General features: G+C 61.4%; 22 protein-coding genes. 16 read left to right on the forward strand and 6 right to left on the reverse strand.

Annotation, left to right across the window (positions count from 1 at the left end):
• Positions 1–6: 6 nt before the first annotated feature.
• Positions 7–951 carry a LysR family transcriptional regulator gene (locus MHM84_RS05655; protein WP_239263437.1) on the reverse strand — a complete coding sequence of 315 codons (945 nt, stop codon included), beginning with the start codon at positions 949–951 and terminating at the stop codon, positions 7–9.
• Between the two features lie 111 nt (positions 952–1062).
• Between MHM84_RS05655 and MHM84_RS05660 the strand changes: the two genes are divergently transcribed.
• The 9 genes from MHM84_RS05660 to corA all read left to right on the forward strand — a co-directional run bounded on the left by MHM84_RS05660 (position 1063) and on the right by corA (position 9869).
• A complete protein-coding gene (locus tag MHM84_RS05660; protein ID WP_239263439.1) occupies positions 1063–2139 on the forward strand; it encodes a tartrate dehydrogenase in 1077 nt (358 codons plus the stop codon).
• 151 nt (positions 2140–2290) lie between these two features.
• A complete protein-coding gene (locus tag MHM84_RS05665) occupies positions 2291–2863 on the forward strand; it encodes a lipocalin family protein (RefSeq protein WP_239263442.1) in 573 nt (190 codons plus the stop codon).
• Positions 2864–3007: 144 nt separating this feature from the next.
• Positions 3008–4039: an SMP-30/gluconolactonase/LRE family protein gene (locus tag MHM84_RS05670; protein ID WP_239263444.1), complete on the forward strand. Its 1032-nt coding sequence runs from the start codon at positions 3008–3010 to the stop codon at positions 4037–4039.
• Between the two features lie 291 nt (positions 4040–4330).
• The gene (gene astE, locus MHM84_RS05675; protein WP_239263851.1) at positions 4331–5317 is read left to right on the forward strand and encodes a succinylglutamate desuccinylase; all 987 of its coding nucleotides are present in this window, start codon (positions 4331–4333) and stop codon (positions 5315–5317) included.
• Positions 5318–5644: 327 nt separating this feature from the next.
• On the forward strand, positions 5645–6415 hold the full coding sequence (locus MHM84_RS05680) for an ATP-binding cassette domain-containing protein (protein WP_239263447.1): 771 nt from the start codon (positions 5645–5647) through the stop codon (positions 6413–6415).
• 13 nt (positions 6416–6428) lie between these two features.
• On the forward strand, positions 6429–7145 hold the full coding sequence (locus tag MHM84_RS05685) for an ABC transporter permease (RefSeq protein ID WP_239263449.1): 717 nt from the start codon (positions 6429–6431) through the stop codon (positions 7143–7145).
• On the forward strand, positions 7133–7861 hold the full coding sequence (locus MHM84_RS05690) for an ABC transporter permease (protein WP_239263452.1): 729 nt from the start codon (positions 7133–7135) through the stop codon (positions 7859–7861). The genes MHM84_RS05685 and MHM84_RS05690 overlap by 13 nt, the downstream gene beginning before the upstream one ends.
• Positions 7862–7997: 136 nt before the next feature.
• Positions 7998–8768, forward strand: a complete 771-nt coding sequence (locus MHM84_RS05695) for an ABC transporter substrate-binding protein (RefSeq protein WP_239263455.1) — start codon at positions 7998–8000, stop codon at positions 8766–8768.
• Positions 8769–8915: 147 nt separating this feature from the next.
• Entirely contained in the window at positions 8916–9869 is a 954-nt protein-coding gene (gene corA / locus MHM84_RS05700) for a magnesium/cobalt transporter CorA (protein ID WP_239263853.1), read from the forward strand.
• A gap of 10 nt (positions 9870–9879) precedes the next feature.
• On the opposite strand, the gene cadR is transcribed toward corA, so the two are convergent.
• Positions 9880–10338 (reverse strand): Cd(II)/Pb(II)-responsive transcriptional regulator, encoded by a 459-nt coding sequence (gene cadR, locus MHM84_RS05705; RefSeq protein ID WP_239263458.1) that lies wholly within the window; start codon positions 10336–10338, stop codon positions 9880–9882.
• A gap of 190 nt (positions 10339–10528) precedes the next feature.
• Here cadR and MHM84_RS05710 point away from each other — a divergent pair, with 190 nt between their 5' ends.
• Entirely contained in the window at positions 10529–11026 is a 498-nt protein-coding gene (locus MHM84_RS05710; RefSeq protein ID WP_239263460.1) for a hypothetical protein, read from the forward strand.
• A gap of 215 nt (positions 11027–11241) precedes the next feature.
• On the opposite strand, the gene MHM84_RS05715 is transcribed toward MHM84_RS05710, so the two are convergent.
• The gene (locus MHM84_RS05715) at positions 11242–11967 is read right to left on the reverse strand and encodes a gamma-glutamyl-gamma-aminobutyrate hydrolase family protein (RefSeq protein ID WP_239263463.1); all 726 of its coding nucleotides are present in this window, start codon (positions 11965–11967) and stop codon (positions 11242–11244) included.
• A 175-nt stretch (positions 11968–12142) separates the two neighbouring features.
• Here MHM84_RS05715 and MHM84_RS05720 point away from each other — a divergent pair, with 175 nt between their 5' ends.
• Positions 12143–12937, forward strand: coding sequence for a TraX family protein (locus tag MHM84_RS05720; protein WP_239263466.1), 795 nt, complete (start codon positions 12143–12145; stop codon positions 12935–12937).
• Between the two features lie 23 nt (positions 12938–12960).
• On the opposite strand, the gene MHM84_RS05725 is transcribed toward MHM84_RS05720, so the two are convergent.
• On the reverse strand, positions 12961–15288 hold the full coding sequence (locus MHM84_RS05725; RefSeq protein WP_239263468.1) for an EAL domain-containing protein: 2328 nt from the start codon (positions 15286–15288) through the stop codon (positions 12961–12963).
• 331 nt (positions 15289–15619) lie between these two features.
• Here MHM84_RS05725 and MHM84_RS05730 point away from each other — a divergent pair, with 331 nt between their 5' ends.
• Positions 15620–16723 (forward strand): malate dehydrogenase, encoded by a 1104-nt coding sequence (locus tag MHM84_RS05730; protein WP_239263471.1) that lies wholly within the window; start codon positions 15620–15622, stop codon positions 16721–16723.
• Between the two features lie 25 nt (positions 16724–16748).
• Here the strand turns inward: MHM84_RS05730 and MHM84_RS05735 are convergent, their stop codons facing one another.
• Positions 16749–17876: a hypothetical protein gene (locus MHM84_RS05735; protein WP_239263473.1), complete on the reverse strand. Its 1128-nt coding sequence runs from the start codon at positions 17874–17876 to the stop codon at positions 16749–16751.
• A gap of 91 nt (positions 17877–17967) precedes the next feature.
• Between MHM84_RS05735 and MHM84_RS05740 the strand changes: the two genes are divergently transcribed.
• Both MHM84_RS05740 and MHM84_RS05745 read left to right on the forward strand, forming a co-directional pair.
• Positions 17968–18654, forward strand: coding sequence for an SDR family oxidoreductase (locus MHM84_RS05740; RefSeq protein ID WP_239263475.1), 687 nt, complete (start codon positions 17968–17970; stop codon positions 18652–18654).
• A gap of 126 nt (positions 18655–18780) precedes the next feature.
• On the forward strand, positions 18781–19050 hold the full coding sequence (locus MHM84_RS05745) for an XRE family transcriptional regulator (protein ID WP_343218276.1): 270 nt from the start codon (positions 18781–18783) through the stop codon (positions 19048–19050).
• Positions 19051–19052: 2 nt separating this feature from the next.
• Here MHM84_RS05745 and MHM84_RS05750 read toward each other — a convergent pair whose 3' ends face one another.
• On the reverse strand, positions 19053–19592 hold the full coding sequence (locus MHM84_RS05750) for a YaeQ family protein (RefSeq protein WP_239263481.1): 540 nt from the start codon (positions 19590–19592) through the stop codon (positions 19053–19055).
• A 151-nt stretch (positions 19593–19743) separates the two neighbouring features.
• On the opposite strand from MHM84_RS05750, the gene MHM84_RS05755 reads away from it, so the two are divergent.
• Together MHM84_RS05755 and MHM84_RS05760 are read left to right on the forward strand one after the other, a co-directional pair.
• Positions 19744–21126 carry an AlkA N-terminal domain-containing protein gene (locus MHM84_RS05755; protein WP_239263484.1) on the forward strand — a complete coding sequence of 461 codons (1383 nt, stop codon included), beginning with the start codon at positions 19744–19746 and terminating at the stop codon, positions 21124–21126.
• 1 nt (position 21127) lies between these two features.
• The gene (locus MHM84_RS05760) at positions 21128–21610 is read left to right on the forward strand and encodes a methylated-DNA--[protein]-cysteine S-methyltransferase (RefSeq protein ID WP_275445657.1); all 483 of its coding nucleotides are present in this window, start codon (positions 21128–21130) and stop codon (positions 21608–21610) included.
• The last annotated feature ends 61 nt before the right edge of the window (positions 21611–21671 follow it).

A 21671-nucleotide genomic window follows, 5' to 3' on the forward strand; every position in this document is an offset into this window, starting at 1 on the left:
TTGGCCTCAAGCACTCGCGATGCCTTTCGGGCCTATGCCAGCGCGCTGCGGTGGTGCCGGCACACGACCTGGCAGGGCTTGCTCGAGATAGGCGACGAAAGCGCGCAAACGAGCCGGCAGATGACGACGTTGGTCATAGACGGCATAAAAGTCTGCCTCCACTCCCTGCCAGTCTGGCAGCAATTCGACGAGTTGCCCGCTTTCCAGATGGAGATAGACATCCCACCACGACCGCAGCATGATGCCATGCCCTTCCAGCGCCAGTAGCGTAATCGCTTCACCATCATTGCTGGCAAGCCGACCTGATACCTTGACTGCGGCTTCATGCATTCCGTTCACGAAGCGCCAGAGTGCATAGTCACTGTCGTTTTCGCGAATCAGCAGGCACTGGTGCGCTGACAGATCCTGGGGAGAGGTCAACGCCGGCATGCGCGCCACATAATCCGGGGCAGCGCACAGAATGCGGCGATTATACAGAATGCGCCGGGCAATCAGTCGGGAATCCGGTGGCTGGCCGACACGGATGCCGACATCGAAACCATGATCCGCCAGATTGAGAGGAAAGTTGGTCAATTCAAGCAGCACCTCGAGCTGCGGGTGGCGCTGAGTGAACGAGGAAATCAACGGCGCGACATGCCGCCGGCCGAAACCGAAGGTCGCGTTGACGCGCAAACGTCCCGAAAGCGCGGTCTGCTGGGCACTCAGTGCGCCTTCCAGTTCGCCGATCTCATCGAGGATGGCCGCGCCACGCTCACGATAAAGCTCGCCTTCAGGGGTCAGTGTGAGACGGCGCGTGGTACGACTGGCCAACTCGACGCCCAGCCGGGCCTCGACCTGCTTGAGACGCTTGCTGACCGCCGACAGCGAGATGCCGAGCTCGCGGGCCGTCGCCGTCAGGCTGCCGCAGTGGGCCAGCCGCTGGAAGAAGGCGAGATCATCGATATTGGCCATAGCGTGATTATCAACTAGAACGCAAGAGTGGCTTGCATTCTATCCTGATTATCTCAGGCGTAACAGCGACTAGACTCTGGTGACCTGCCGCTCAACAAGAAGGAGTCCACCATGGTCCATCGCATAGCCGCCATCGCCGGCGACGGCATCGGCACCGAAGTCATGCCGGAAGGCTTGCGCGTTCTGGACGCCGCCGCCAAGCGCTTCGGTATCGAACTGGAAATCGAGCATTTCGACTTTGCCAGTTGCGACTACTACCTCAAGCACGGCCAGATGCTGCCGGACGACTGGTTCGATATCCTGTCTTCATTCGACGCCATCTTCTTCGGCGCCGTGGGCTGGCCGGAAAAGGTACCCGACCATATCTCGCTGTGGGGGTCCCTGCTGCAGTTCCGTCGCGCCTTCGATCAGTACATCAATCTTCGCCCGTGTCGCCTGATGCCGGGAATAAAAAGTCCGCTGGCCGACCGCAAGCCCGGCGACATCGACTTCTACGTCGTACGCGAGAATACCGAGGGAGAGTACTCCAGTGTCGGTGGCAAAATGTTCGAAGGCACCGAACGCGAAGTGGTCATCCAGGACACGGTCATGACCCGAGTCGGCATCGATCGGGTACTCAAGTACGCTTTCGAACTGGCTTCGAAACGCCCACGTCATTCACTGACCTCGGCCACCAAGTCCAACGGCATCTCGATCACCATGCCCTACTGGGACGAGCGGGTGAAAGCCATGGCCAGGCATTACCCGGACATTACCGTCGATCAGTTCCACATCGATATCCTCACCGCCAACTTCGTCCTGCATCCCGATTGGTTCGATGTCGTCGTGGCCAGCAACCTGTTCGGCGATATCCTTTCCGACTTGGGTCCGGCCTGTACCGGCACCATCGGCGTGGCGCCCTCGGCCAACATCAATCCGGAAGGCAAATACCCCAGTCTGTTCGAGCCGGTCCACGGCAGCGCGCCGGACATCGCCGGCAAAGGCGTCGCCAACCCCATCGGCCAGATCTGGTGTGGCGCCATGATGCTCGAGCATCTCGGTCATGAAGACGCCGGCAAGGCTATCGTCGAGGCCATCGAACGCGTCCTTGGCGCCGGCCCGGATCAGGCGCCTCTTACCCCCGACCTGAAGGGTCAGGGCACGACCCAGTCGTTGGGCAAGGCCATCGTCGACGCACTCGAAGCGTAACGAAACGTACCGGTATGTCCAAAAGGACTGCCGGTACGGTTACAGTACGCTGTTCATTAATAGCTAGATCAATTTTCTGGTATTTTCGTCTTGCAAGTCGCTGCCGATCCCCCTATCCCTGAATAAAGCAACAACGATAAGGATATCGGCCATGGCCATTGCCACGCAGCTACCCTCGTTTCCCCGCTTGACCTGGTTGGCGCCGTTCACGTTCCTGGCCGGTTGCACCGGCATCCCCGACGGCACCCAGGCCGTAAGCGACTTTCGGCTCGAGAGATACTTGGGTCGCTGGTACGAAATCGCCCGTCTACCGCATAGCTTCGAGGAAGGCCTTTCCTGTGTCACTGCCACCTATCGACGGCGCGACGATGGAGGCATCGACGTCATCAATCGAGGTTACAACCTGGAAACGGGCCAGTGGGACATTGCCGAGGGCAAGGCGTACTTCATCGAGAACCCCAGCGTGGGTCGACTCAAGGTCAGCTTCTTCGGGCCGTTCTATGGCGGTTACAACATCCTGGAACTCGATGACGAGTATCGTCATGCCCTGGTGGCCGGCCCTGATCGTGACTACCTCTGGATACTGGCTCGCGAGCCCAGCCTCGACGAACGCACCTATCGCTCCCTGGTGCGCCGGGCCAGGGAATTGCAATTTCCCGTCGAGAAACTGATCAAGGTCGAGCAACGCCCGGTCATCTGCCCAGACCAGCGTCAGGCCGGCTAAAGATAGTTGGCAGACGCCGTATTCGACTAAAGGCGCCCCACCTATGTTTAACATTTAATATCAAAGCTTCTACATTTTTCTAGGTAGGCTCATTGCGGCCTACGTCCTGTTCACAACGCCACGAACAAACAGGTAGAAAGAAAAATGAAGCTTGGACGCCGACAGTTCCTGTCGGCATCGGCCGCTCTGGCCGCTGCCGGCACCGCCCCCGCCCTCTTTGCCCATACTGCCATGAACGCCTCTCCGCCGGACCGTTATCCGGCCGATGCCTGGCAAATCGTCGATGAACGCTTTCGCGATTACTTCCTCTTCAATACCCCGCTTCAGCGCCAATGGACCGGCGGGCTGTGGCTGGAAGGACCGGCCTGGAACGCCGTGGGTCGCTATGCGGTATTCAGCGACATCCCCCGCGCCCGGCAGATGCGCTGGGACGAACCCACCGGACAAGTCAGCGTGCTTCGCCATAAGGTAGGCCACTCCAACGGCAACACCTTCGATGACCACGGGCGCCTGGTCTCCTGCGAGCACTATCCGGCACGCGTGATTCGCTACGAATGGGACGGGACCACCACGATCCTGGCCAGCCAGTATCAGGGCAAGCCGCTCAATGCGCCCAACGACCTGGTGGCGCTGCCGTCGGGCGGGATCATCTTCACCGATCCCGGTTACGGGGCGCACGTGGAATACGAGGGACACAAGCGCGAGTTGCAACTCAAGCCGGCGATCTACTACGTCGACGATACGCTCGACGAACCGATACTGCTGACCGACGAGATCCACAAGCCCAACGGCATCGCACTGACCCCCGACGGCAAGGCGTTCTACGCCAGCGATACCGCACCGTCCCACTTCCCGGACCAACCTGCCGCGATCATCAAGTGGTCCCTGGCCGATGACGGCAAGAGCGTCAGCAACCGGCAGGAACTCGTCACCAGCAACAGCACGACGTATGACGGCTTGACCTGCGACATGCACGGCAACATCTGGTCGAGTGCATCAGGCGGCGAAGACGTCGACGGTGTCGCCGTGTTCTCTCCTGACGGCACCCTGCTGGGGCGTATCCTGCTACCGGAAATCTGCTCCAACGTCTGTTTCGTTGGCGAGGATCGCAACCAGTTGCTGATGACCGCCAGCCAGTCGATCTATACGCTGTATACCGCTACGCGCGGCGCCTAGGCATCGCGACACGTCAGTTTAGCCAGCCTTGCAGGGCCGGACACAATTGTCGGCCCTGCTGCAGGTTTTCATTATCGCACCCCATTTTTCATCAGCCCGACGCCTTCTCTTGCCACCATGCAAAGCGCAACGGAAGGTAGCTAATCATCGAGACAGCTAATCGGCCATTAACGTCATCGATGAGCCGTCAAGAAACGCTCGTTTTCAGAACAAACCGTTGTCAAAACGACAGGCAGACGCCAATGAAACTCGAACACTTCGTTGAGTCCACCGATGCCCGAGGCGAGCGCCATGCTGGCTGAATGGCTCGGCCTGACGCTGGACGGTAAGTCGCCCTCGGCTGCCCAAGGGCAAGTGTCCTTCGGCCATTATCGCATCCACGGACCGGGCATACTCGAGCTGACACCCAACGTTCTCCAGCCCCAGGCGCATGCCGTCATCGCTTCCGCCGCCATTCATGGCAACGAGACGGCCCCCATCGAGCTGGTCGGCGAATTGCTGGCACGCCTGGAAGCCGGCCTGCTGCGTCTCGGCGCCCCGACACTGATCATTCTGGGTAACCTGCCCTCGATCCGTGCCGGAAAACGTTTCTGCCAGACGAATCTCAATCGTCTGTTCCGCCGCGACTTGAATGACACCGGTGACGAACCGCAACGTGCCCATGAACTGATGGCGGCGGTGGATGCCTTCTATGCGCGTCATCCCCAGCCGCGCCTGCATTACGACCTGCACACCGCGATTCGCGACAGTCGCTACCCGCGCTTCGCCGTCGAACCTTACGCGGATACCGCCACTCGGGGCGAGCAGTGGCGTTGGCTCGCGGCCGCCGACATTCAGGCGGTGCTGCATCAGCATCAGCACAGCTGGACATTCTCGCACTACTCGAAACACTATCATCAGGCCCAGGCGTTCACTCTGGAGCTAGGCAAGGTGCGGCCATTCGGAGAAAATGACCTTGCTGCCTTGCGTCCCATGCGCCGGCTGATCGAGGCATTGATCGAGGGGCGCGAGCCGCCCACCGCCGACCTCGACCAGATGAAGTTCTTCAGGGTCGAGCATGAGCTGATGCGAGAAAGCGATGATTTTCGCCTGTGCTTTCCCGACGACACGCCGAATTTCAGCGAGTTTCCCGTCGGGACCCGGCTGGCTTGCGATGCCAACGCCGGCGAGTTCATCGTCACCGAGCGGCCTTTGGCAGTGGTCTTTCCCAATGCCAACGTGGAACTCGGGGCGCGTGCCGCGCTACTGGTATGTGCCACCTCGGCACCGCAAAATTAGCGTTAGCGGCATGTACTGCCTCTAACGCACCGTTTGGAACAAAAAAAGGCATTATTACAATAATTTAGAGGAAACATACCATGCTTCCCCAAGCGCCATCAGACCAAAGTCGCAACTCTGGGTGAACAACCCTCTCTGAATCGGCATCGAACGCCTGTTAGAATCGCTGCCTTTTCTGCGGCAAGCACGCTGCGCCAGTCCGCATCGATACACCGCACAGGTGGCTTACGAAACGGTCCGCTCCTGCCATGTCGGCCCATCCCGACTCATGGCCCGAGGATGCTGTTTCGTAGGTGACCTGATAAGCCAGTCACCGGAGTCCGACGCATGGCCGAAACGCCCCTACCCCTCGAAGTGCGCAATCTGCGTAAGCGCTTCGGAGAAAACGAGGTCCTCAAGGGCCTGTCCTTGCAAGCCCGTCAGGGCGATGTGATCACGCTCATCGGCGCCTCGGGCTCCGGCAAGAGTACCTTTCTGCGCTGTATGAACCTGCTCGAGCAGCCCAACGAGGGCGAGTTGATCGTTCATGGCGAGCCAATTCGCTTCAAGAAAACCCGTCACGGCCGCGAGCCCGCCGACTGGAAGCAGGTCGAGCGCATCCGCGCCAAGCTGTCGATGGTCTTCCAGGGGTTCAACCTGTGGGCGCACATGACGCTGCTCGAGAACGTCGTCGAAGCGCCAATCCATGTGCTCAAGAAACCGCGCAAGGAAGCCATCGAGCAGGGCCGCGCCCTGCTCGATCGCGTCGGTCTGCTGGAACGCGCCGACTATTACCCGGCACAGATGTCCGGCGGCCAACAGCAGCGTGGCGCCATCGCACGCGCCCTGGCCATGGACCCTGAGGTGATGCTGTTCGACGAGCCGACCTCGGCGCTCGACCCGGAACTGGTCGGCGATGTGCTCAAGGTCATGCGCGACCTGGCCAAGGAGGGACGCACCATGATCGTGGTCACCCACGAGATGGCCTTCGCCCGGGACGTGTCGAGCCAGGTGATCTATCTGCATCAGGGCGTGGTGGAAGAAGCCGGGCCTCCCAAGGAGGTATTGGACAACCCACGCTCCGAACGCCTCAAGCAATTCCTCGCGCCAAAGCATTGAGCAGGAGAGAACCATGATCGACCTGCAGGGCTACGGCCCACGCCTGCTGGAAGGCGCTCTGGTCACCATCGAGCTTGCCGTACTGTCGTTGTTGCTGGCCGTTGTCCTTGGCCTGCTCACCGCCAGCGCCAAGATGTCACGTAGTTGGATCCTGCATCGTATCGGCACGCTCTATACCACGGTGATCCGCGGCGTGCCCGACCTGGTACTGATGCTATTGCTGTTTTTCGGCGGCCAGATGGGCATCAACGCGGTCACCGACTGGCTCTACTATCAGTTCGATATCGATATCTTCATCAACATCAACGAGTTCGTCGCCGGTGTAATAACCATCGCGCTGATTTTCGGCGCCTACATGGGCGAGACGTTCCGCGGCGCCTTCCTCGCCGTGGACAGCGGTCAGATCGAGGCCGGCCGCGCCTATGGCATGTCCGAAGGGCTGATGTTCCGGCGCATTCGCTTTCCGCAGATGATGCGTCATGCCCTGCCGGGGCTGTCCAACAACTGGATGGTACTGCTCAAGACCACGGCGCTGGTCTCTATCATCGGGCTAACCGACATGGTGCGCGTGGCTGCAGAGGCCTCCAAGGCCACCCACGAGCCGTTCACCTTCCTGATTCCGGTGGCGGTAATCTACCTGGCCATAGCCAGCGTCTCTGAGTGGCTCTTCGCACGCCTGCAGAAGCGCTACAACGTCGGGTTCGGGGAGGCTGACGAATGGAACAACTGAACGCCTGGTTCACCAACCTGCTGGCCGACAACACCATCTTCAATGCCCAGACACTGGAGTACTATGCCGAGGGTCTGGTCACCACCGTGCAACTGGTGTTTTTGTCGCTGATCATCGGCCTGGTCATGGCCGTCCCCCTGGCCATCGCCCGGGGCTCGCGACGCAAATGGATCAAACTGCCGATCTTCTTCTATACCTATGTGTTCCGTGGCACCCCGCTGCTGATTCAGCTCTACATCATTTATTACGGCGTGGTATTCATCGAAGGCATCCAGGACACTTGGCTATGGCTGATTCTCGAGGAGCCATTCTACCCGGCGCTGATTGCCTTCACTCTGAATACCGCCGCCTACACCACCGAGATATTCCATGGTGCAATCAAGGCGACGTCCAAGGGCGAGATCGAAGCCGCACGCGCCTACGGCATGTCGCGTGGGCTGATGATGCGTCGCATCGTGCTGCCCAGCGCTTTTCGTCGCGCCTTGCCGGCCTATGGCAATGAAGTGATCTTCATGCTGCATGCCAGCGCCATCGCCAGCGTGGTGACGATCATGGACCTGACCGGCGCCGCCCGTCTGGTCTATGCGCGCTATTACGCCCCGTTCGACGCATTCCTTTTCGTGGCCGCGCTCTATCTATGCCTGACGTTCGCGATCCTCTACCTGTTCCGCTATCTCGAGAAGCGCATGCTGGCGCATCTCAGACCGCAGAGCTGAGGCGTGACGTCAAACAAGCGTTGGGAAAATGTCCTCAGGCGACAGGTTTCCCTCTTCCGACTCGACCTCGGGTACGCTACCTTGGTCGGGTCATTCGACCAAAAGTCGATTCGTACAACAAAGGGATAGTCTCTTCATGAACAAGCTATTGACCGTCACACTGCTTAGCGCCGCTCTCTTTGCCGGCACCGCCCAGGCTCGCGACTACGACACCGTACGCTTCGGTGTCGACGTCCCCTACGAGCCGATGGAATATCGCACCCCCGAAGGTGAACTGACCGGTTTCGATATCGAACTCGGCAACGCCCTGTGCGCGGAAATGGGCATCGAGTGCGAATGGATCGTGCAGGGCTGGGACGGCATCATCCCGGGCCTGATGGCACGCAAATACGACGCCATCATGTCGTCGATGACCATCAATGAAGAACGCCGCGAACAGGTGCTGTTCTCCGATCCGTACTTCACGCCGCCGTCCGCCTGGTTCGCGCCTGCCGACAGCAACATCGACATGCCCGCCAAGGAAACCCTCGAAGGCAAGAACATCGGGGTCCAGCGCGGCACCCTGCAGGACAATTACGTCAGCGACATGTACGGTGATATCGCCGACATCAACCGTTACGCCACTGCCGACGACATGGTGCTGGACATGGAAGCCGGCCGCCTCGACGCAGTGTTCCTCGACTTTCCGGTCGGCAAGTCCACGCTGCTCGACAGCGAAGACGGCAACTACAAGGTCGTCGGCAGCATGATCACCGAGCCCAAGTCCTACTTCGGCGACGGCTTCGGCATCGCCTTCCGCAAGCGTGACGAAGCGCTGGCCAGCAAGTTCAACGAGGCACTCGCCACGCTGAAGGAAAACGGCACCTACGACGAAATCTTCGCCAAGTACTTCAGCAACAAGAAGTAACGCTCACCGCGCCCCGGAGATCCGGGGCGCTCTTCGCCTGCCCCCGCCCGTTCTGACCAACCTGGTTTTCTGCGTATTTCTAGCGGTTGGCGTACATCCCGTCAGCGCTTAACCTTGTTCTCCAGATACACAGGAACAGGGATGCCCATGATTCGCACCTTCACGCTGGACAGATACACCATCAAGGAAGACAACCGGGAAACCCTGACACTTCCGCAACGGCTCTCCACGGCGACCTGGATCGATGCCCACGAACCCGATGAGGACGAGCGCGAGCACCTCAACGCCTTTCTTGCCGACGAGCTGCCGGCCGGTGAGGATGTGGAAGAGATCGAATCTTCGGCACGTTACTTCGTCGATGCCGACGGGATCCACGTTCACTCGCTGTTTCTCTCGCATAGTGAGGGACGCCACGGCAACACGACGGTCGCCTTCATTCTCCAGCCGGATCGCCTGATCACCTTTCGCGACTGTGAACTTGCCGACTTTCGCCTGCTGCGCATGCGTGCCCGCTACGGCCAGGTCGAGGCCGACTCTCCCCAGGCGCTGACGCTGACCATCTTCGACCAGAAAGTGGAAAACCTCGCCGATACCCTGGAGGACATCCATCGCCGCCTGGAAGACGTCAGCCATCTGGTACTCGAAGAAGAAGGCTCCGACCTCGAGGAGGCGATCGACCAACTGGCCAAGCTGGAAGACAGCAACGGCAAGATCCGTCTCTGTCTGATGGATACCCAGCGCTCGGTGGCCTTCCTGATGCGTCAGTTGCGTGGCCACAGCGACCTGCAGGAGCTGGCGCGCGAGGTCATGCGCGACGTCGAGACGCTGATGACCCACACCACTTTCCTGTTCGACAAGATCAACTTCCTGATGGACTCGACCCAGGGCTTCATCAACATTCAGCAAAACCAGATCATCAAGATCTTCTCGATCGCCGCCGTGGTCTTCCTGCCACCGACCCTGGTGGCCAGTATCTACGGTATGAACTTCGAACACATGCCGGAACTGTCGTGGCCCTACGGCTATCCGTTCGCCCTGCTGCTGATGGTGGCGGCTGGCGTCTCGCCGTACCTGTATTTCAAACACAAGAACTGGTTGTAAAGAACGTCGATCACTGGGAGTGGGAGCCGCCGATATGCTGCACCGGTGGCGGCAATTCCCCGCTGTCCTGTTCCTCGGCGGGCAGCGCCAGTTCGCGCAGGATGCCGCAGGTCCCGGTTTCCGCCTCGTCACGGCAACGTGCCCGCAGGTCGAGCAGCGCATCGCGTAAGCTGGACAACTGGGCGAGGCGGGTCTCGACGTGGCCGATATGCTCGTCGATGAGGGCGTTGACTGCGGCACAGTCGCGCTCGGGATGATCGCGCAGAGCCAATAGCTCGCGGATCTCACCGAGTGCCATGTCCAACGCCCGGCAGTGGCGAATGAACGTCAGACGTTCGACATGTGCGGCGCCATAGACGCGATAATTGCTTTGACTGCGTGCCGGCTCGGGCAGCAGCCCCTCGCGTTCGTAATAACGGATCGTCTCCACCTGGCAGCCCGTCTGACGTGCCAATTCGCCGATCTTCATGGCGTGTCTCCTGCCGATGTGCCACGCGAGTGCGTCCCTCCCGCACCTAGCGGCCAATGAAACTCTTTTGAGTGTAAGCCAGGCACCAAATCACTGGCCATCAATTCGACCGACCGAGTCTGGCCGGAAAATTGCTTCTTGTTCATCGAGACGCGAGCGCATCGCCAGCGCACATCAGGAGCCATAGCCCATGTTCAATTACGGAATGGAAGCGGCACGTATCGATCCGCACCTGCTGACCCCTTACGCCACGGCGATACTCGCCAATGGCGCAGCCTGGCGCATCGCCTACCGCCAGGTGGTCATCCTTCCGCCAGGCAATACGATCCGCCAACGGCTTGCCCTGAGCGGCCTGCCGACCAGTGCCCTGTGGTGGGATGCCTCGGGGATCCGCAATGCGCGCCAGCATTGGTACTGGCAACCCGAGTATGGTGGGCAGACAGCCCCGTGGCTGGAAACCATTCATCGCAGCTGGCCCTATCATCCGCCCCTGTGGCTGTTGGATGCCGAAGCCGTGGTACTCGACGCCAGTGCCTTCAGTGCCGACAAGCGCCAGCGTCTTCACGAGCAACGCAGCCTGCTGCGCTTCTGGGCTCAGCGTCGCGCTCCACTGGTCTACCTGGCACAAGACGGGCGCGATGCCTGGCATGTCGAGCGCCTGACGCAAGGTCCCACGCTCAGCCGTTGAGACAGCGCATCCCGGAGGTGCAGCCAACGCCGTCGATGCCTGGATTTTGCCCCGATGAGGTGCGCCATCCCAACCGGGTGCCCTTCATTCAGCGGTAGTGAACCCACGGTGACGGGAGCCGTGGCCTGACAGTCGCTTGGCACGCACCTTGCTTTACTCCAAATGCATCGCCTGAACGGCGGGACCGGCGCTCTCATCGGTTCCGCCGTCCGTTTTTACGGCGCTGCCGGCCGGCGCAATGCCTGGTTCAGGAAGTTGAGTATCCAGCGCACCATCAGTTGATCGTCCACCGGTGCATCGAGCGAAGCCATGCCTTCACGCCGCCGGTTGCTGGGCAAGGCGTCGCGCTTGTAATCCATCAGATCGGCCGAATAGGCCTTGGTGAACTCGGGGTGCCCCTGGATGCCCAAAAAGGTCTCGCCGACCTGCATCAGGTAGATGGGGCAAAAATCGCTCACGGCGAGAATCGTTGCCCGGTCCGGCAATCGCCTGACCTGATCCTGATGGCTGACCACCAGGTCGAGCCCCTCCTGCCAGGGCGTCATCCACGGGGCACGTTCCGTCACGCGGTTGAACGACATGCCCACGCCCCAGCCACGCTCGTTCTTGACCACTTCGCCGCCCAGCGCCTTGGCGATCAGTTGATGTCCGAAACAGATGCCCACCAGGGGCCGACCGGCCTGCCAAAGCTCACGCACGAAACCGCACAGCGCCTCGATCCAATCGCTGCCGTCGTTGACGCCGAACTTGGACCCGGTGATCAGCCAGGCATCCGCCGCCTCGGTGTCGGAGGGTATGTCGCCGTCATGGCAACGCCAGGTTCGAAACGTCAGGGTGGGGTCGACCGACGTCAGCAACCGCTCGAACATGTCGGGGTAGTTACCGTGCCGGGGCTGAAGCGCTTCGGCGACGTCATCGCATTGCAGTAGACCGATGCGCATGCATCACTCCTTCATGAATCATTGACTCTCTCTTTTCCGTTATGCCTGGCCGACCTTCCTCGGGCATCGAGCCTCGTTCAGGCCACGAGAACCCATGGCGTACGGCAGCCATGAGCGCTATCGTAGCGTCGAACCCGGGCTCTAGGGCCTTCATCGATACGTGTCGGAGCGATCCATGCCCCTGACTTCACCGAGCGTTGCCTTTCAAGACGTTCAGCGTCCTTCGTCGGCCTGGACAGGCTGGGGCCAGTGGCTGGCCCTGATCACCATGACCGTGGATCATGTTACACGCTACCTGTTATCCGACCATTGGAACATCGGCTGGGCGAGTTCTTCCATCGGCCGCATCGCCTTCCCCCTGTTCGCGGCGATGGTGGCCTGGCATGCGCTGTTCAACACGCGCAATCCGTTGCGCTACGCCCGGCGCATCCTGGTCATCGGCCTGGTGGCTCAATTGCCCTATCTGGCCATGCCGCGCGATCACTTCCAGTTGAACATCTGCTTTACCCTGGCGCTCGGCCTGTTCTGGGGAAGCTGGCTATACGATCTTACCCGACAGTCAGCGACAGGTAAGCTACGTAGCCCCTTCTCCACGGCACTGCTCGTCGCCTTGTCAGGGTTGGCCTGGCTTGCCATCGGTCCTTGGGTGGAATATGGCCATCAGGGCCTGCTGATGATCCCGTTCTACATGCTCGCCTTCCATGCATTGACCCAGCCGGCGGAGACGCTGGTGGAGCGCCTAACGGCCGCCATTGCCGCTCTGCCCCTATTGCTCAATGCCGGCCTGCTCAACAGTTCGGACATGGCCAAATCGTTTACCGTGGCGACCTGCCTGGCGGTGCTGATGCTTGCCGCCGGCGCGGCCAGTCGTATACCGCAGGTCGGTTACGCCATGCCGCGCCGGATGTGGCTCGCTTGGTATCCCGCACACTTTGCGGTCATTGCCATCCTGTTGCTCTTGATCGAGTGAGCGCAACGCAAGCGCCCGACCCGTCACGGATGGTATTGCGGTGCGGACAACACCCGACCCAGCGCCGAGGACGACAGCGGTCGGTGGAAATAGAATCCCTGAAATCGCGAACAGCCGTTGGCGACCAGGAAGGCCAGTTGGTCTTCGGTTTCCACCCCCTCGGCCACCACATCCAGCGCAAGATGCTGGGAGATGGCGATGATCGTCTGAACGATCGCCGCGTCGTTGGCATCGTCCAGGTCTTGAACGAAGCTGCGATCGATCTTGAGTTCATCGAGCGGCAGGCGCCTGAGATACGACAGCGACGAGTAGCCGACCCCGAAATCGTCGATGGCCAGGCCGACACCGATCCGCTTGAGTTCGCGCATCTTGTTGACGGCATCCTGCAGGTGGTCGATGAGTACCCCCTCGGTCAACTCGAGTACCAGTCGTTCGGGAGCGATCCTCGCACCGGACACCGCCCGCTCGATACAGGCCACGAAGTCGGGCTCGCTGAAATGGCGCGGACTTACGTTGATGGATAGCCGAGGCAGGCGATCGGCACCGAAGCGCTGCAGACAACGACAGGCCTCGTGCAGCACCCACTCGCCCAGCTCGATGATCAGCCCGCTTTCCTCTGCCAGGGGAATGAATTCAGAGGGCGACACCCCGCCTCGCGTTTCGTGCTCCCAGCGCAGCAATGCCTCGGCACCGACGATAGCGCCCCCGGCATCGACCTGGGGTTGGTAATGCAGACTCAGACGATTCTGCTCGATGGCTCGTCGCAGGTCGCTCTCCAGAGCCAGGCGACGCTCCACCTCGATCTGCATGCTCGGCTGATAGCAGCAAACACGCGAGCGCCCCTGCGTCTTGGCCTGATACATGGCGGTATCCGCGTGCTTGAGGAGATCGTCGGCATCTTGCGAACCATCGGGGAACAGCGCCATGCCGATGCTCGGTGTCACGCGCAGGGCGCGATCGGCCATCTCGTAGGGGGCCGAAAGTGCATTCAAGAACCGTCGCGCCAGCGCCATGGCCACCTGGTTTGCCCGATCGGCACAGGACGGCAGCCCGGTGACCAATACCACGAACTCATCGCCACTGAGACGCGCCGCCACATCACCCTGACGCAGCAAACCGGTCAAACGCTGCGCCACATCGCGAAGCAGACGGTCGCCCATGGCATGGCCCAGCGTATCATTGACCGCTTTGAAACGATCCAGGTCGATGAACAGCACGACACCTCGCTCGCTGCCCTGCTGACAGGCTTGGTAGGCGGCAGCGAGCCGGCCGAGCAGCAAGCGGCGGTTGGGCAGGTTGGTCAGGGGATCGTAATAGGCTTGTTGATGGATGGTCTGCTCGGCCCGCTTGCGCTCGGTAAAGTCTTCGATGACCGCTACGCCACTGGTGATCTCACCGCTACTGCCGCGAATGCCGTTGAAGAAACCGCGTAACGGAATCAAGCGTCCGGAGTGGAGGCTGACATAGTCGCCTTCGTAATAGCCATTGCCATCACGCAGCGCGCAGCTAACCGCATTCATCACTTTGTCGTCGGCCAGATCACGGCATAGATCGAGCCCTATCACTCCCCCCCGTCGCCCACCGACGATATCGAGGAACTTGTCGTTGCAATCGAGCACTTTGCCGTCTTGGTCGAAATGCAGGATTCCCAGCGGGGCGGAGTGAAAGATGCTTCGGTAACGACTGCGGTTTTCGCGCAGGGCTCGCTCGCGCTCGTCACCCTCGACGCGCAGCCGGATGTTGTCCGCAATCAAATGACCGAAACGTCGGCTGGCGACCAGGGTCAGCCCCAGGAACAGTGCCATGAGCAGCGCCAGCAACAGGGCGACCGGCGTCCCGACCTGCAGATAGCGCAGCATCAACGGTGCCATGGTCGGCACCAGAAACAGGACCGAGACACCCCACAATGACGATAACGTCGTCACTGCGCCGGCACTGACGCCGGCCAGGATGATGGCCAGCGCCGCCTGATGCTCGTGGTCATTGGCAGGAAACAACCAAAAGCCGGCCGCGCCCCAGGTCACGCCAGCGGCCAGAACGCCCAGCGAAAACCCGATCAACCAGCCGGTTCGTGCCTGAACAGCGTCGCTTTGGCGCTGATAATAGGCCGCCAGGCCAAGGCGCACCGAGGAAACCAGCAAGACGCTCGCCAGCCAGCTCAACAGCCACATATGCGGGACGACCGGCCAAAGCGACAGGACGAGCAGCAAGGCGCAGGCAACACTGGCCAGCACCGGCTGCCACAGCCCGGCATGCAGCATTTTCACCTGTTCGCGGCGCACCACAGGCAAGATTTCCCGGCTGATTGGCCAGCCCCGCCACGGCTTGAAGCGCCCGAATGATCCAGACATCCCTTCTCCTTCAGGCCTAATGCCTTTGTCCCTGAGCACGCCATAGTGGCTGGTACCCAAACCCTTACGTTACCTCATCATAGCGAACCAACATGCCCCGACGAACGAATGAGTGCAATGCATTGAATCGCTGGAGCGTTTGCCGATATTTCGTTTTCTGGCCTTGAGGGGGCTCAAGCCTTGCTATGCTTGGCTTAAGGTGAGGTAAGCGCACTGTGGGCGTTAACCCCACCGGGGCGGCCATCGCGAAGCCCCGTCAGTGGCAACTCCGCCATACAACAACAGGAGACCATGGTGGCCGCAGCTTCCATCCGACCCTGGGGAACATGCCATGAAACGTCCCGTCCGGATCGCCATTACCGGTGCCGCCGGTAGCATCAGCAACTCTCTGCTCTTTCGCATCGCTGCCGGCGACATGTTCGGCCCCGATCAACCCGTCATCCTGCAACTCATCGAGCGCCCCGAAGCCATGCCTGCCCTGTATGGCGTGGCCATGGAACTCGAGGACTGCGCCTTCCCGCTGCTGCATACCGTACGCCTGCACGATACCGCCGAATCCGGCTTCAAGAACGTGCACTATGCGATCCTGCTCGGCGCCCGGCCACGGGGACCAGGGATGGAGCGCAAGGATCTGCTATCGGCCAACGCCGACATCTTCAGCCATCAGGGGCGGGCCCTGAACGACCATGCCAATCACGACGTCAAGGTCGTGGTAGTCGGCAACCCGGCCAATACCAATGCCCTGATTGCCAGTCGCAATGCCCCGGATCTTTCACCTTCGCAATTCACGGCGATGAGTCGCCTCGACCACAACCGCACCAAGGGCATGCTGGCCAACCATACCGGCTGCAACCCGGCCGACATCCGTCGGGTGGCGGTGTGGGGCAATCACAGCGCCACCCAGTTTCCCGACCTGCGCCATGCAGAAGCGTTCGGCATGCCGGTATTTCCCAGTCTCGACCTGGACTGGGTCGAGAACACCTTCATTCCCAGAGTCCAGAAGCGCGGTGCCGAAGTCATCGCCGCCCGCGGCCAGTCAAGCGCCGCCTCTGCGGCCCAGGCGGTCATCGACCACATGCGCGACTGGGCCCTGGGTACTCCGCCGGGCGATTTCACCAGCATGTGCATCGTCTCGGACGGCAGCTATGGCGTGGCCAAGGGCATCGTATTTTCCTTCCCTGTCTGTTGCCGCTACGGGCGCTACCAGATCGTCCAGAACCTGGCGATGGACGAATCGAGCCTGCAGCGCCTCAAAGCCACCGAAGCCGAACTGCTGGAAGAGAAGGCCGCCGTCGAACGCCTGCTTCCACCGGAGACCGAGGAAGCCCACAACAACCTGAGCATTCGCCTACGCTCCGGCGCGACCCGCTATGCCGAGGAGGACAATGACGACGACAGCTCGGCCAGCGTGCTGCGGACCGATCGCGTCATGTAAAGGGAGACAGCGCCTTTTCGGCAAGCTAGCGATGCCGTTCGACAGGCAGAGTCGTCGGCGGCATCGTGAACGTACGCACCATCCACCACAGGCCGGCGAGCAGGCCCAGCGGCAACAGCACGGTCTCGAGCAGGTAGACCACCAGCAACTGGATGAAGCGATCCACCATGTCGTCGGAAAAGCCGCGAACGTCCAGCGCCATCGACGTCGTCTCGTCGCGTAGATCACGCATCCAGTCGAACAGCCCGCTCCCCTCCTCTTCCAGGCCGTCGACATCCGCCTCCTGCAGTTCCGCCGTGGCGCTATCCAGTTGCTGCTGGGCCTCGATACGTCGTGGTTCGAGCACGGCATCCGAGATGCCTGCGACTCCGGCCACCGCCACTGGCACCATGAGCCGGGCCACGATCAACAGAACCAGCGCGCCGCGCGCCAGCCGGACCAGGCGCCAGGCCATCGCCGGCCACAATAGCGAGACCAGCAGGATCAGAGCCACGGCACTGCCCAACACGGCCACCGAGGCATTGTGGCCAAGCTCGATCAGCACCCGCTGAATGCCTATCGAGGCCATCGCCACGACCATGACATCGGAGTAGCGCTCGGCCATGTCCTGCAGCGGCTTGAAGAACTGCCCGGGTTTGACGGCCACACCACCGATCACCGGCAGGGTCAGTTCGGCCTCTGACACCAGGGCGATACCGCGGTCGATGAGCCGGGCCGACGCGTAGGAGGCGGCAGCCAGCGCCAGCGAGCGATTGAGCGTATCCACCGCCGTCACTTCGACAGGCACCATGGCCGGCCCCAGCACACGACGCTCGGCCAAGCCACTGGCCGACGCCAGCAACGCAAGACCCAGCAGAAACGCCATGGCGAACCGCTGGCCTACGCCATGACGGAGTCCAGAGAGTCCGACCGGCGCCGCTTGGCGCGACATGACCCAGGAAACGCAAGGCAGGATCGGGCTAAATGCCAATAGCCAGGCCTGCCAGCGCGCCGACATGGATCTCGACCACCACCGACACGCTGCGACGCCGGCGACGATCCATCCCAGCAGCAGGCCGTAACTCAACCAGGGCAGGTCCGGCACGAACCAGTAACTCACCAGGTAAACCGCATCGAGCAAGGCGGCCAACCCCACTTGCCAAGTGACGTTCATGGATAGACTCCCGCAATGGACCATACCGACATTTGCAGCTTGTCCGGTTAATTACCATCCTAGTCTTTAGAAAAATGAGGAGAGAGATCATATGAACGACAGAGTGTTTCTAATCACCGGTGCCTCGAGCGGGATCGGTGCCGCCACCGCACGCGCAGCCCATCGTGAAGGTTACCAATTGGTACTGGCTGCGCGATCCGCCGACAAGCTGAATGCCCTGGTCAAGGAGTTCGGTCCCGAGAAGGCGCTGGCCGTTTCCTGCGACGTGACCTCCATGGACGACCAACGCGCCATGGTCGACCAAGCGCTGGAGCATTTCGGGCGTATCGATGCCGTGTTCGCCAACGCCGGGCGCGGCGGTTCCTCGGGCGGCTTCAGCGAAGCCGATCACGAATCGTGGCGTGAGCTATTGCTCACCAACGTCTACGGCGTCGGCCTGACGATCCAGGCGACACTTCCCGCCCTGCGCCGCAGTCGCGGGCATATCCTGCTCACCGGGTCGGCGGCCGGACGTGCCACCATTCCCGGCTCGATGTATAGCGCCAGCAAGTGGGCGGTAACCGGAATCGGCTACAACCTCCGCGAGGAACTGCGAGGCAGCGGCATCCGCGTCACGCTGATCGAGCCAGGCATGGTCGATACCGCCTTCTTCGATCAGGCGCCGCCGCATGCCTTGCAGGACAAGGATATCGCCAATGCCGTACTGTACGCCGTCAACCAGCCGTCTCACGTCGATGTCAACGAAATTCTCGTGCGCCCCACACCTCCTATGGACTAGTCTGGAAAAGCAACAACAAAAAATTTGATCGATGACATGATTCGGGGCTAGCGCAAGATCGAAAAATTGCGCATCCTGACACGGTCATAGGTAAGGCACTGGAGCCTCATGGACGCTGTACGACAGATGAACGGCTGTGTTTCTTCCGCACAGCCGTCGAAATGGAAAAGCGACTTCGATGTTCGCGACATGGAAAAACGCACCCGCCTGATGCGCGTCGTCACCCGCCGCATCGCCCTCTCGGAACTGGGCAACCGGGAAATCGCCCGCCGCGCAGGCATTCCTCCCCAACGTATCAGCGATCTTCTCGCAGGACGTATCGAGCAGTTCTCGGTCGACGAATTGCAGGCCCTGCGCGAAACCGTGGAAGAGGACGACGCTACGCCGACCTTCTGAACCTACCGACCGCCCTGCAGCCACTCGAGCGGCAGTTCGTGCTGGCCACGCTCGTCGGTGACGAACAGCGTATCCTCACTGATCATTATCGCCCACTTGACGCTACGCGGCAGGTCTTCTGCCAATGCGCTCAAGGGTGCCTGGGGCAACGCCGCGATATTGAGATTGCCCAGCGTAGACACGTTGGGCAAGATGCGCGTTTCCCATACCCGTCGGTTGCCGTACGCCAGCAACGATACCCGCTCGGCGCGCCGCGAACACCAGGTCAGACGTTCCGCGTCAGGCTGGCCGACCTCGATCCAGTGTAGGGTGCGATCATCCAGGCTTTTCTCCCATAGTGCCGGCTCGTCGACGTCGGACAGGCCGCGCCCAAAGGCAAGTCCCTCGGCATGCCACAGCGCATAGGCCAAGAGACGCGAGACCAACCGTTCCTCGGTTTCCGATGGGTGGCGCGCCACGGTAAAGCGCAGCGTCGCATAGACGCCACGGTCCAGATCGGACAGGCTGAGGTCGATCTTGTAAGGCGTTGAAGTCAGGGCCATGAAAGCGCTTCCTGAAAAATGGGCGCCTAGCATAACCTGCAGGCGCAACGCCGCCCACCCGGACCGCACCAGCATCAGTTCCGATTCCGGCGAGTCCCCGCCCAATCCCGGGGTAGAATACAACCAACCACGACCTGCGGAGAGTCAGCGCATGTTGGACCGGGAAACCTGCCGAAGCGCGCGGCTCGCGCGTGATGCCCGCTTCGACGGCCAGTTCTACACCGCCGTCAGGACCACCGGGATCTATTGTCGCCCGGTATGCCCGGCGACACCGCCCCAGGAAGGTAATGTCGAGTACTATTCCAGCGCCGTCGAAGCCGCCAGGGCCGGTTATCGTCCCTGTCTGCGCTGCCGGCCCGATAGCGCTCCCGGCTCGTCGGCCTGGAAAGGCACCGACACCACACTCGAGCGTGCATTGCGGTTGATCGACGAGGGCGCCCTGCAACATGCCCCGCTCGAACGGCTATGCACCCGCCTGGGGATTGGCGATCGTCATCTTCGCGCGCTGTTCCAGCGCCGCTTCGGCGTTTCGCCGAAAGGCTATGCGCTCTACCAGCAGTGCCTGTTCGCCAAGCAATTGCTCCATCAGACTCACCTGCCAGTGACCGATATCGCCTATGCCAGCGGCTTTCGCAGCCTGCGTCGCTTCAACGACTGCTTTCGTACGCAGATGGGAATGGCGCCCAGCCAACTGCGCCGCCAGGCCGGGACCGCCGCTGGCGGCCTGACGCTCCACCTGGCCTATCGCCCACCCTATGCCTGGCCGGTCATGCAGCGTTTTCTGGCGAGGCGACGAATCGACGGGCTGGAGTGGGTCGACGACGACAGCTATGGCCGTACGTTTTCCTGGCAACACGTCGAGGGATGCTTTACCGCCGTTCACGATCCCCGACGGCACGGGTTCAAGGTCACCTTGGAACTCGATGACCTGAGCGTCATGAAACCGGTCGTGGCCAACATTCGACGCATACTCGACCTGGATGCCGATACCCGAACGATCGAAGCCCACCTGGCCAGGACGGTACCCGGCCTGCCGCTGATCGAGGGCCTGCGACTGCCCGGCACCTGGAGCCTGTTCGAAGCCGGCGTACGGGCGATTCTCGGTCAACAGGTGACGGTCGAGGCTGCCAAACGCCAGGTACAGAGGTTGGTGGATACGCTCGGCGAGCCGCTCCCCGACGCCTGCAACGGTCAGCGTCGCCTTTTTCCCGACGCAGAGGCCATTGCCGCAAGCGACCTGGCCTTCCTGGGCATGCCCGGCACCCGTCGCGAGACGTTGCGCCGCTTCGCCGCCTGGTACCATGCCGATCCTACCCCGCATGACCCTGCGCATTGGCAGGCGCTCAAGGGCATCGGCCCATGGACGGTGGACTACGCCCGGCTGCGTGGCACCAGCCATCCGGATATCTGGTTGGCCGGCGACCTCGGCGTGAAACAGGCCGTGAGCGCCCTGGCGGCGGGCGACTCACGCCTCGACCCGCAAGCTGCCGCCCCCTGGCGCAGCTACCTGACCCTGCAACTGTGGAATCGCTGATATGTACGTGGATCACTTTACCCCACCCTGCGACAGCCCCCTCGGCCTGCTGGAAATTCGCGCCGACGAGCGAGGCATCACGCATCTGCTGTTCGTCGATGCGCCCACGCAGCCGCCCACCCCCCATCCGTTCATCGAGCGCTGCAAGGCGCAGCTCGCGGAGTATTTCCAGGGTCATCGTCTGGATTTCGATCTCCCCTTGAGTCCCGCAGGCACCGATTTCCAGCAACGGGTATGGAGGCGACTGCGCGACGTGCCCTACGGCGAGACCTGCAGCTACGCGACGATTTCCGCCGCGATCGGCAGCCCCAAGAGTCATCGGGCCGTGGGAGCCGCGAATGGTCGCAATCCGCTGGCGATCATCGTGCCCTGCCATCGTGTCATCGGCAGCAACGGCCAGCTCACCGGTTATGCGGGGGGAATCGCACGCAAGCAGTGGCTGCTGGCCCATGAGCAGGCGCACCGCGATTTCGTTCTGGGATAAAGAGAATGACGGCTTATGACTTGGCCGCATCGTCCGGCTTGACTAGGGTAGACACGGTAAC

Origin of the sequence: Halomonas sp. McH1-25 (genome assembly GCF_022348165.1) — a bacterium.
Lineage (GTDB): Bacteria > Pseudomonadota > Gammaproteobacteria > Pseudomonadales > Halomonadaceae > Modicisalibacter.

Coding starts and splice junctions, on each gene's coding strand:
- MHM84_RS05725 (WP_239263468.1), bottom strand. CDS start 15,288: ATGTCTGGATCATTCGGGCGCTTCAAGCCGTGGCGGGGCTGGCCAATC.
- MHM84_RS05680 (WP_239263447.1), top strand. CDS start 5,645: ATGGCCGAAACGCCCCTACCCCTCGAAGTGCGCAATCTGCGTAAGCGC.
- MHM84_RS05745 (WP_343218276.1), top strand. CDS start 18,781: ATGAACGGCTGTGTTTCTTCCGCACAGCCGTCGAAATGGAAAAGCGAC.
- MHM84_RS05760 (WP_275445657.1), top strand. CDS start 21,128: ATGTACGTGGATCACTTTACCCCACCCTGCGACAGCCCCCTCGGCCTG.
- MHM84_RS05715 (WP_239263463.1), bottom strand. CDS start 11,967: ATGCGCATCGGTCTACTGCAATGCGATGACGTCGCCGAAGCGCTTCAG.
- MHM84_RS05695 (WP_239263455.1), top strand. CDS start 7,998: ATGAACAAGCTATTGACCGTCACACTGCTTAGCGCCGCTCTCTTTGCC.
- MHM84_RS05720 (WP_239263466.1), top strand. CDS start 12,143: ATGCCCCTGACTTCACCGAGCGTTGCCTTTCAAGACGTTCAGCGTCCT.
- MHM84_RS05750 (WP_239263481.1), bottom strand. CDS start 19,592: ATGGCCCTGACTTCAACGCCTTACAAGATCGACCTCAGCCTGTCCGAT.
- cadR (WP_239263458.1), bottom strand. CDS start 10,338: ATGAAGATCGGCGAATTGGCACGTCAGACGGGCTGCCAGGTGGAGACG.
- MHM84_RS05735 (WP_239263473.1), bottom strand. CDS start 17,876: ATGAACGTCACTTGGCAAGTGGGGTTGGCCGCCTTGCTCGATGCGGTT.
- astE (WP_239263851.1), top strand. CDS start 4,331: ATGCTGGCTGAATGGCTCGGCCTGACGCTGGACGGTAAGTCGCCCTCG.
- corA (WP_239263853.1), top strand. CDS start 8,916: ATGATTCGCACCTTCACGCTGGACAGATACACCATCAAGGAAGACAAC.
- MHM84_RS05660 (WP_239263439.1), top strand. CDS start 1,063: ATGGTCCATCGCATAGCCGCCATCGCCGGCGACGGCATCGGCACCGAA.
- MHM84_RS05665 (WP_239263442.1), top strand. CDS start 2,291: ATGGCCATTGCCACGCAGCTACCCTCGTTTCCCCGCTTGACCTGGTTG.
- MHM84_RS05755 (WP_239263484.1), top strand. CDS start 19,744: ATGTTGGACCGGGAAACCTGCCGAAGCGCGCGGCTCGCGCGTGATGCC.
- MHM84_RS05690 (WP_239263452.1), top strand. CDS start 7,133: ATGGAACAACTGAACGCCTGGTTCACCAACCTGCTGGCCGACAACACC.
- MHM84_RS05655 (WP_239263437.1), bottom strand. CDS start 951: ATGGCCAATATCGATGATCTCGCCTTCTTCCAGCGGCTGGCCCACTGC.
- MHM84_RS05685 (WP_239263449.1), top strand. CDS start 6,429: ATGATCGACCTGCAGGGCTACGGCCCACGCCTGCTGGAAGGCGCTCTG.
- MHM84_RS05730 (WP_239263471.1), top strand. CDS start 15,620: ATGAAACGTCCCGTCCGGATCGCCATTACCGGTGCCGCCGGTAGCATC.
- MHM84_RS05670 (WP_239263444.1), top strand. CDS start 3,008: ATGAAGCTTGGACGCCGACAGTTCCTGTCGGCATCGGCCGCTCTGGCC.
- MHM84_RS05740 (WP_239263475.1), top strand. CDS start 17,968: ATGAACGACAGAGTGTTTCTAATCACCGGTGCCTCGAGCGGGATCGGT.
- MHM84_RS05710 (WP_239263460.1), top strand. CDS start 10,529: ATGTTCAATTACGGAATGGAAGCGGCACGTATCGATCCGCACCTGCTG.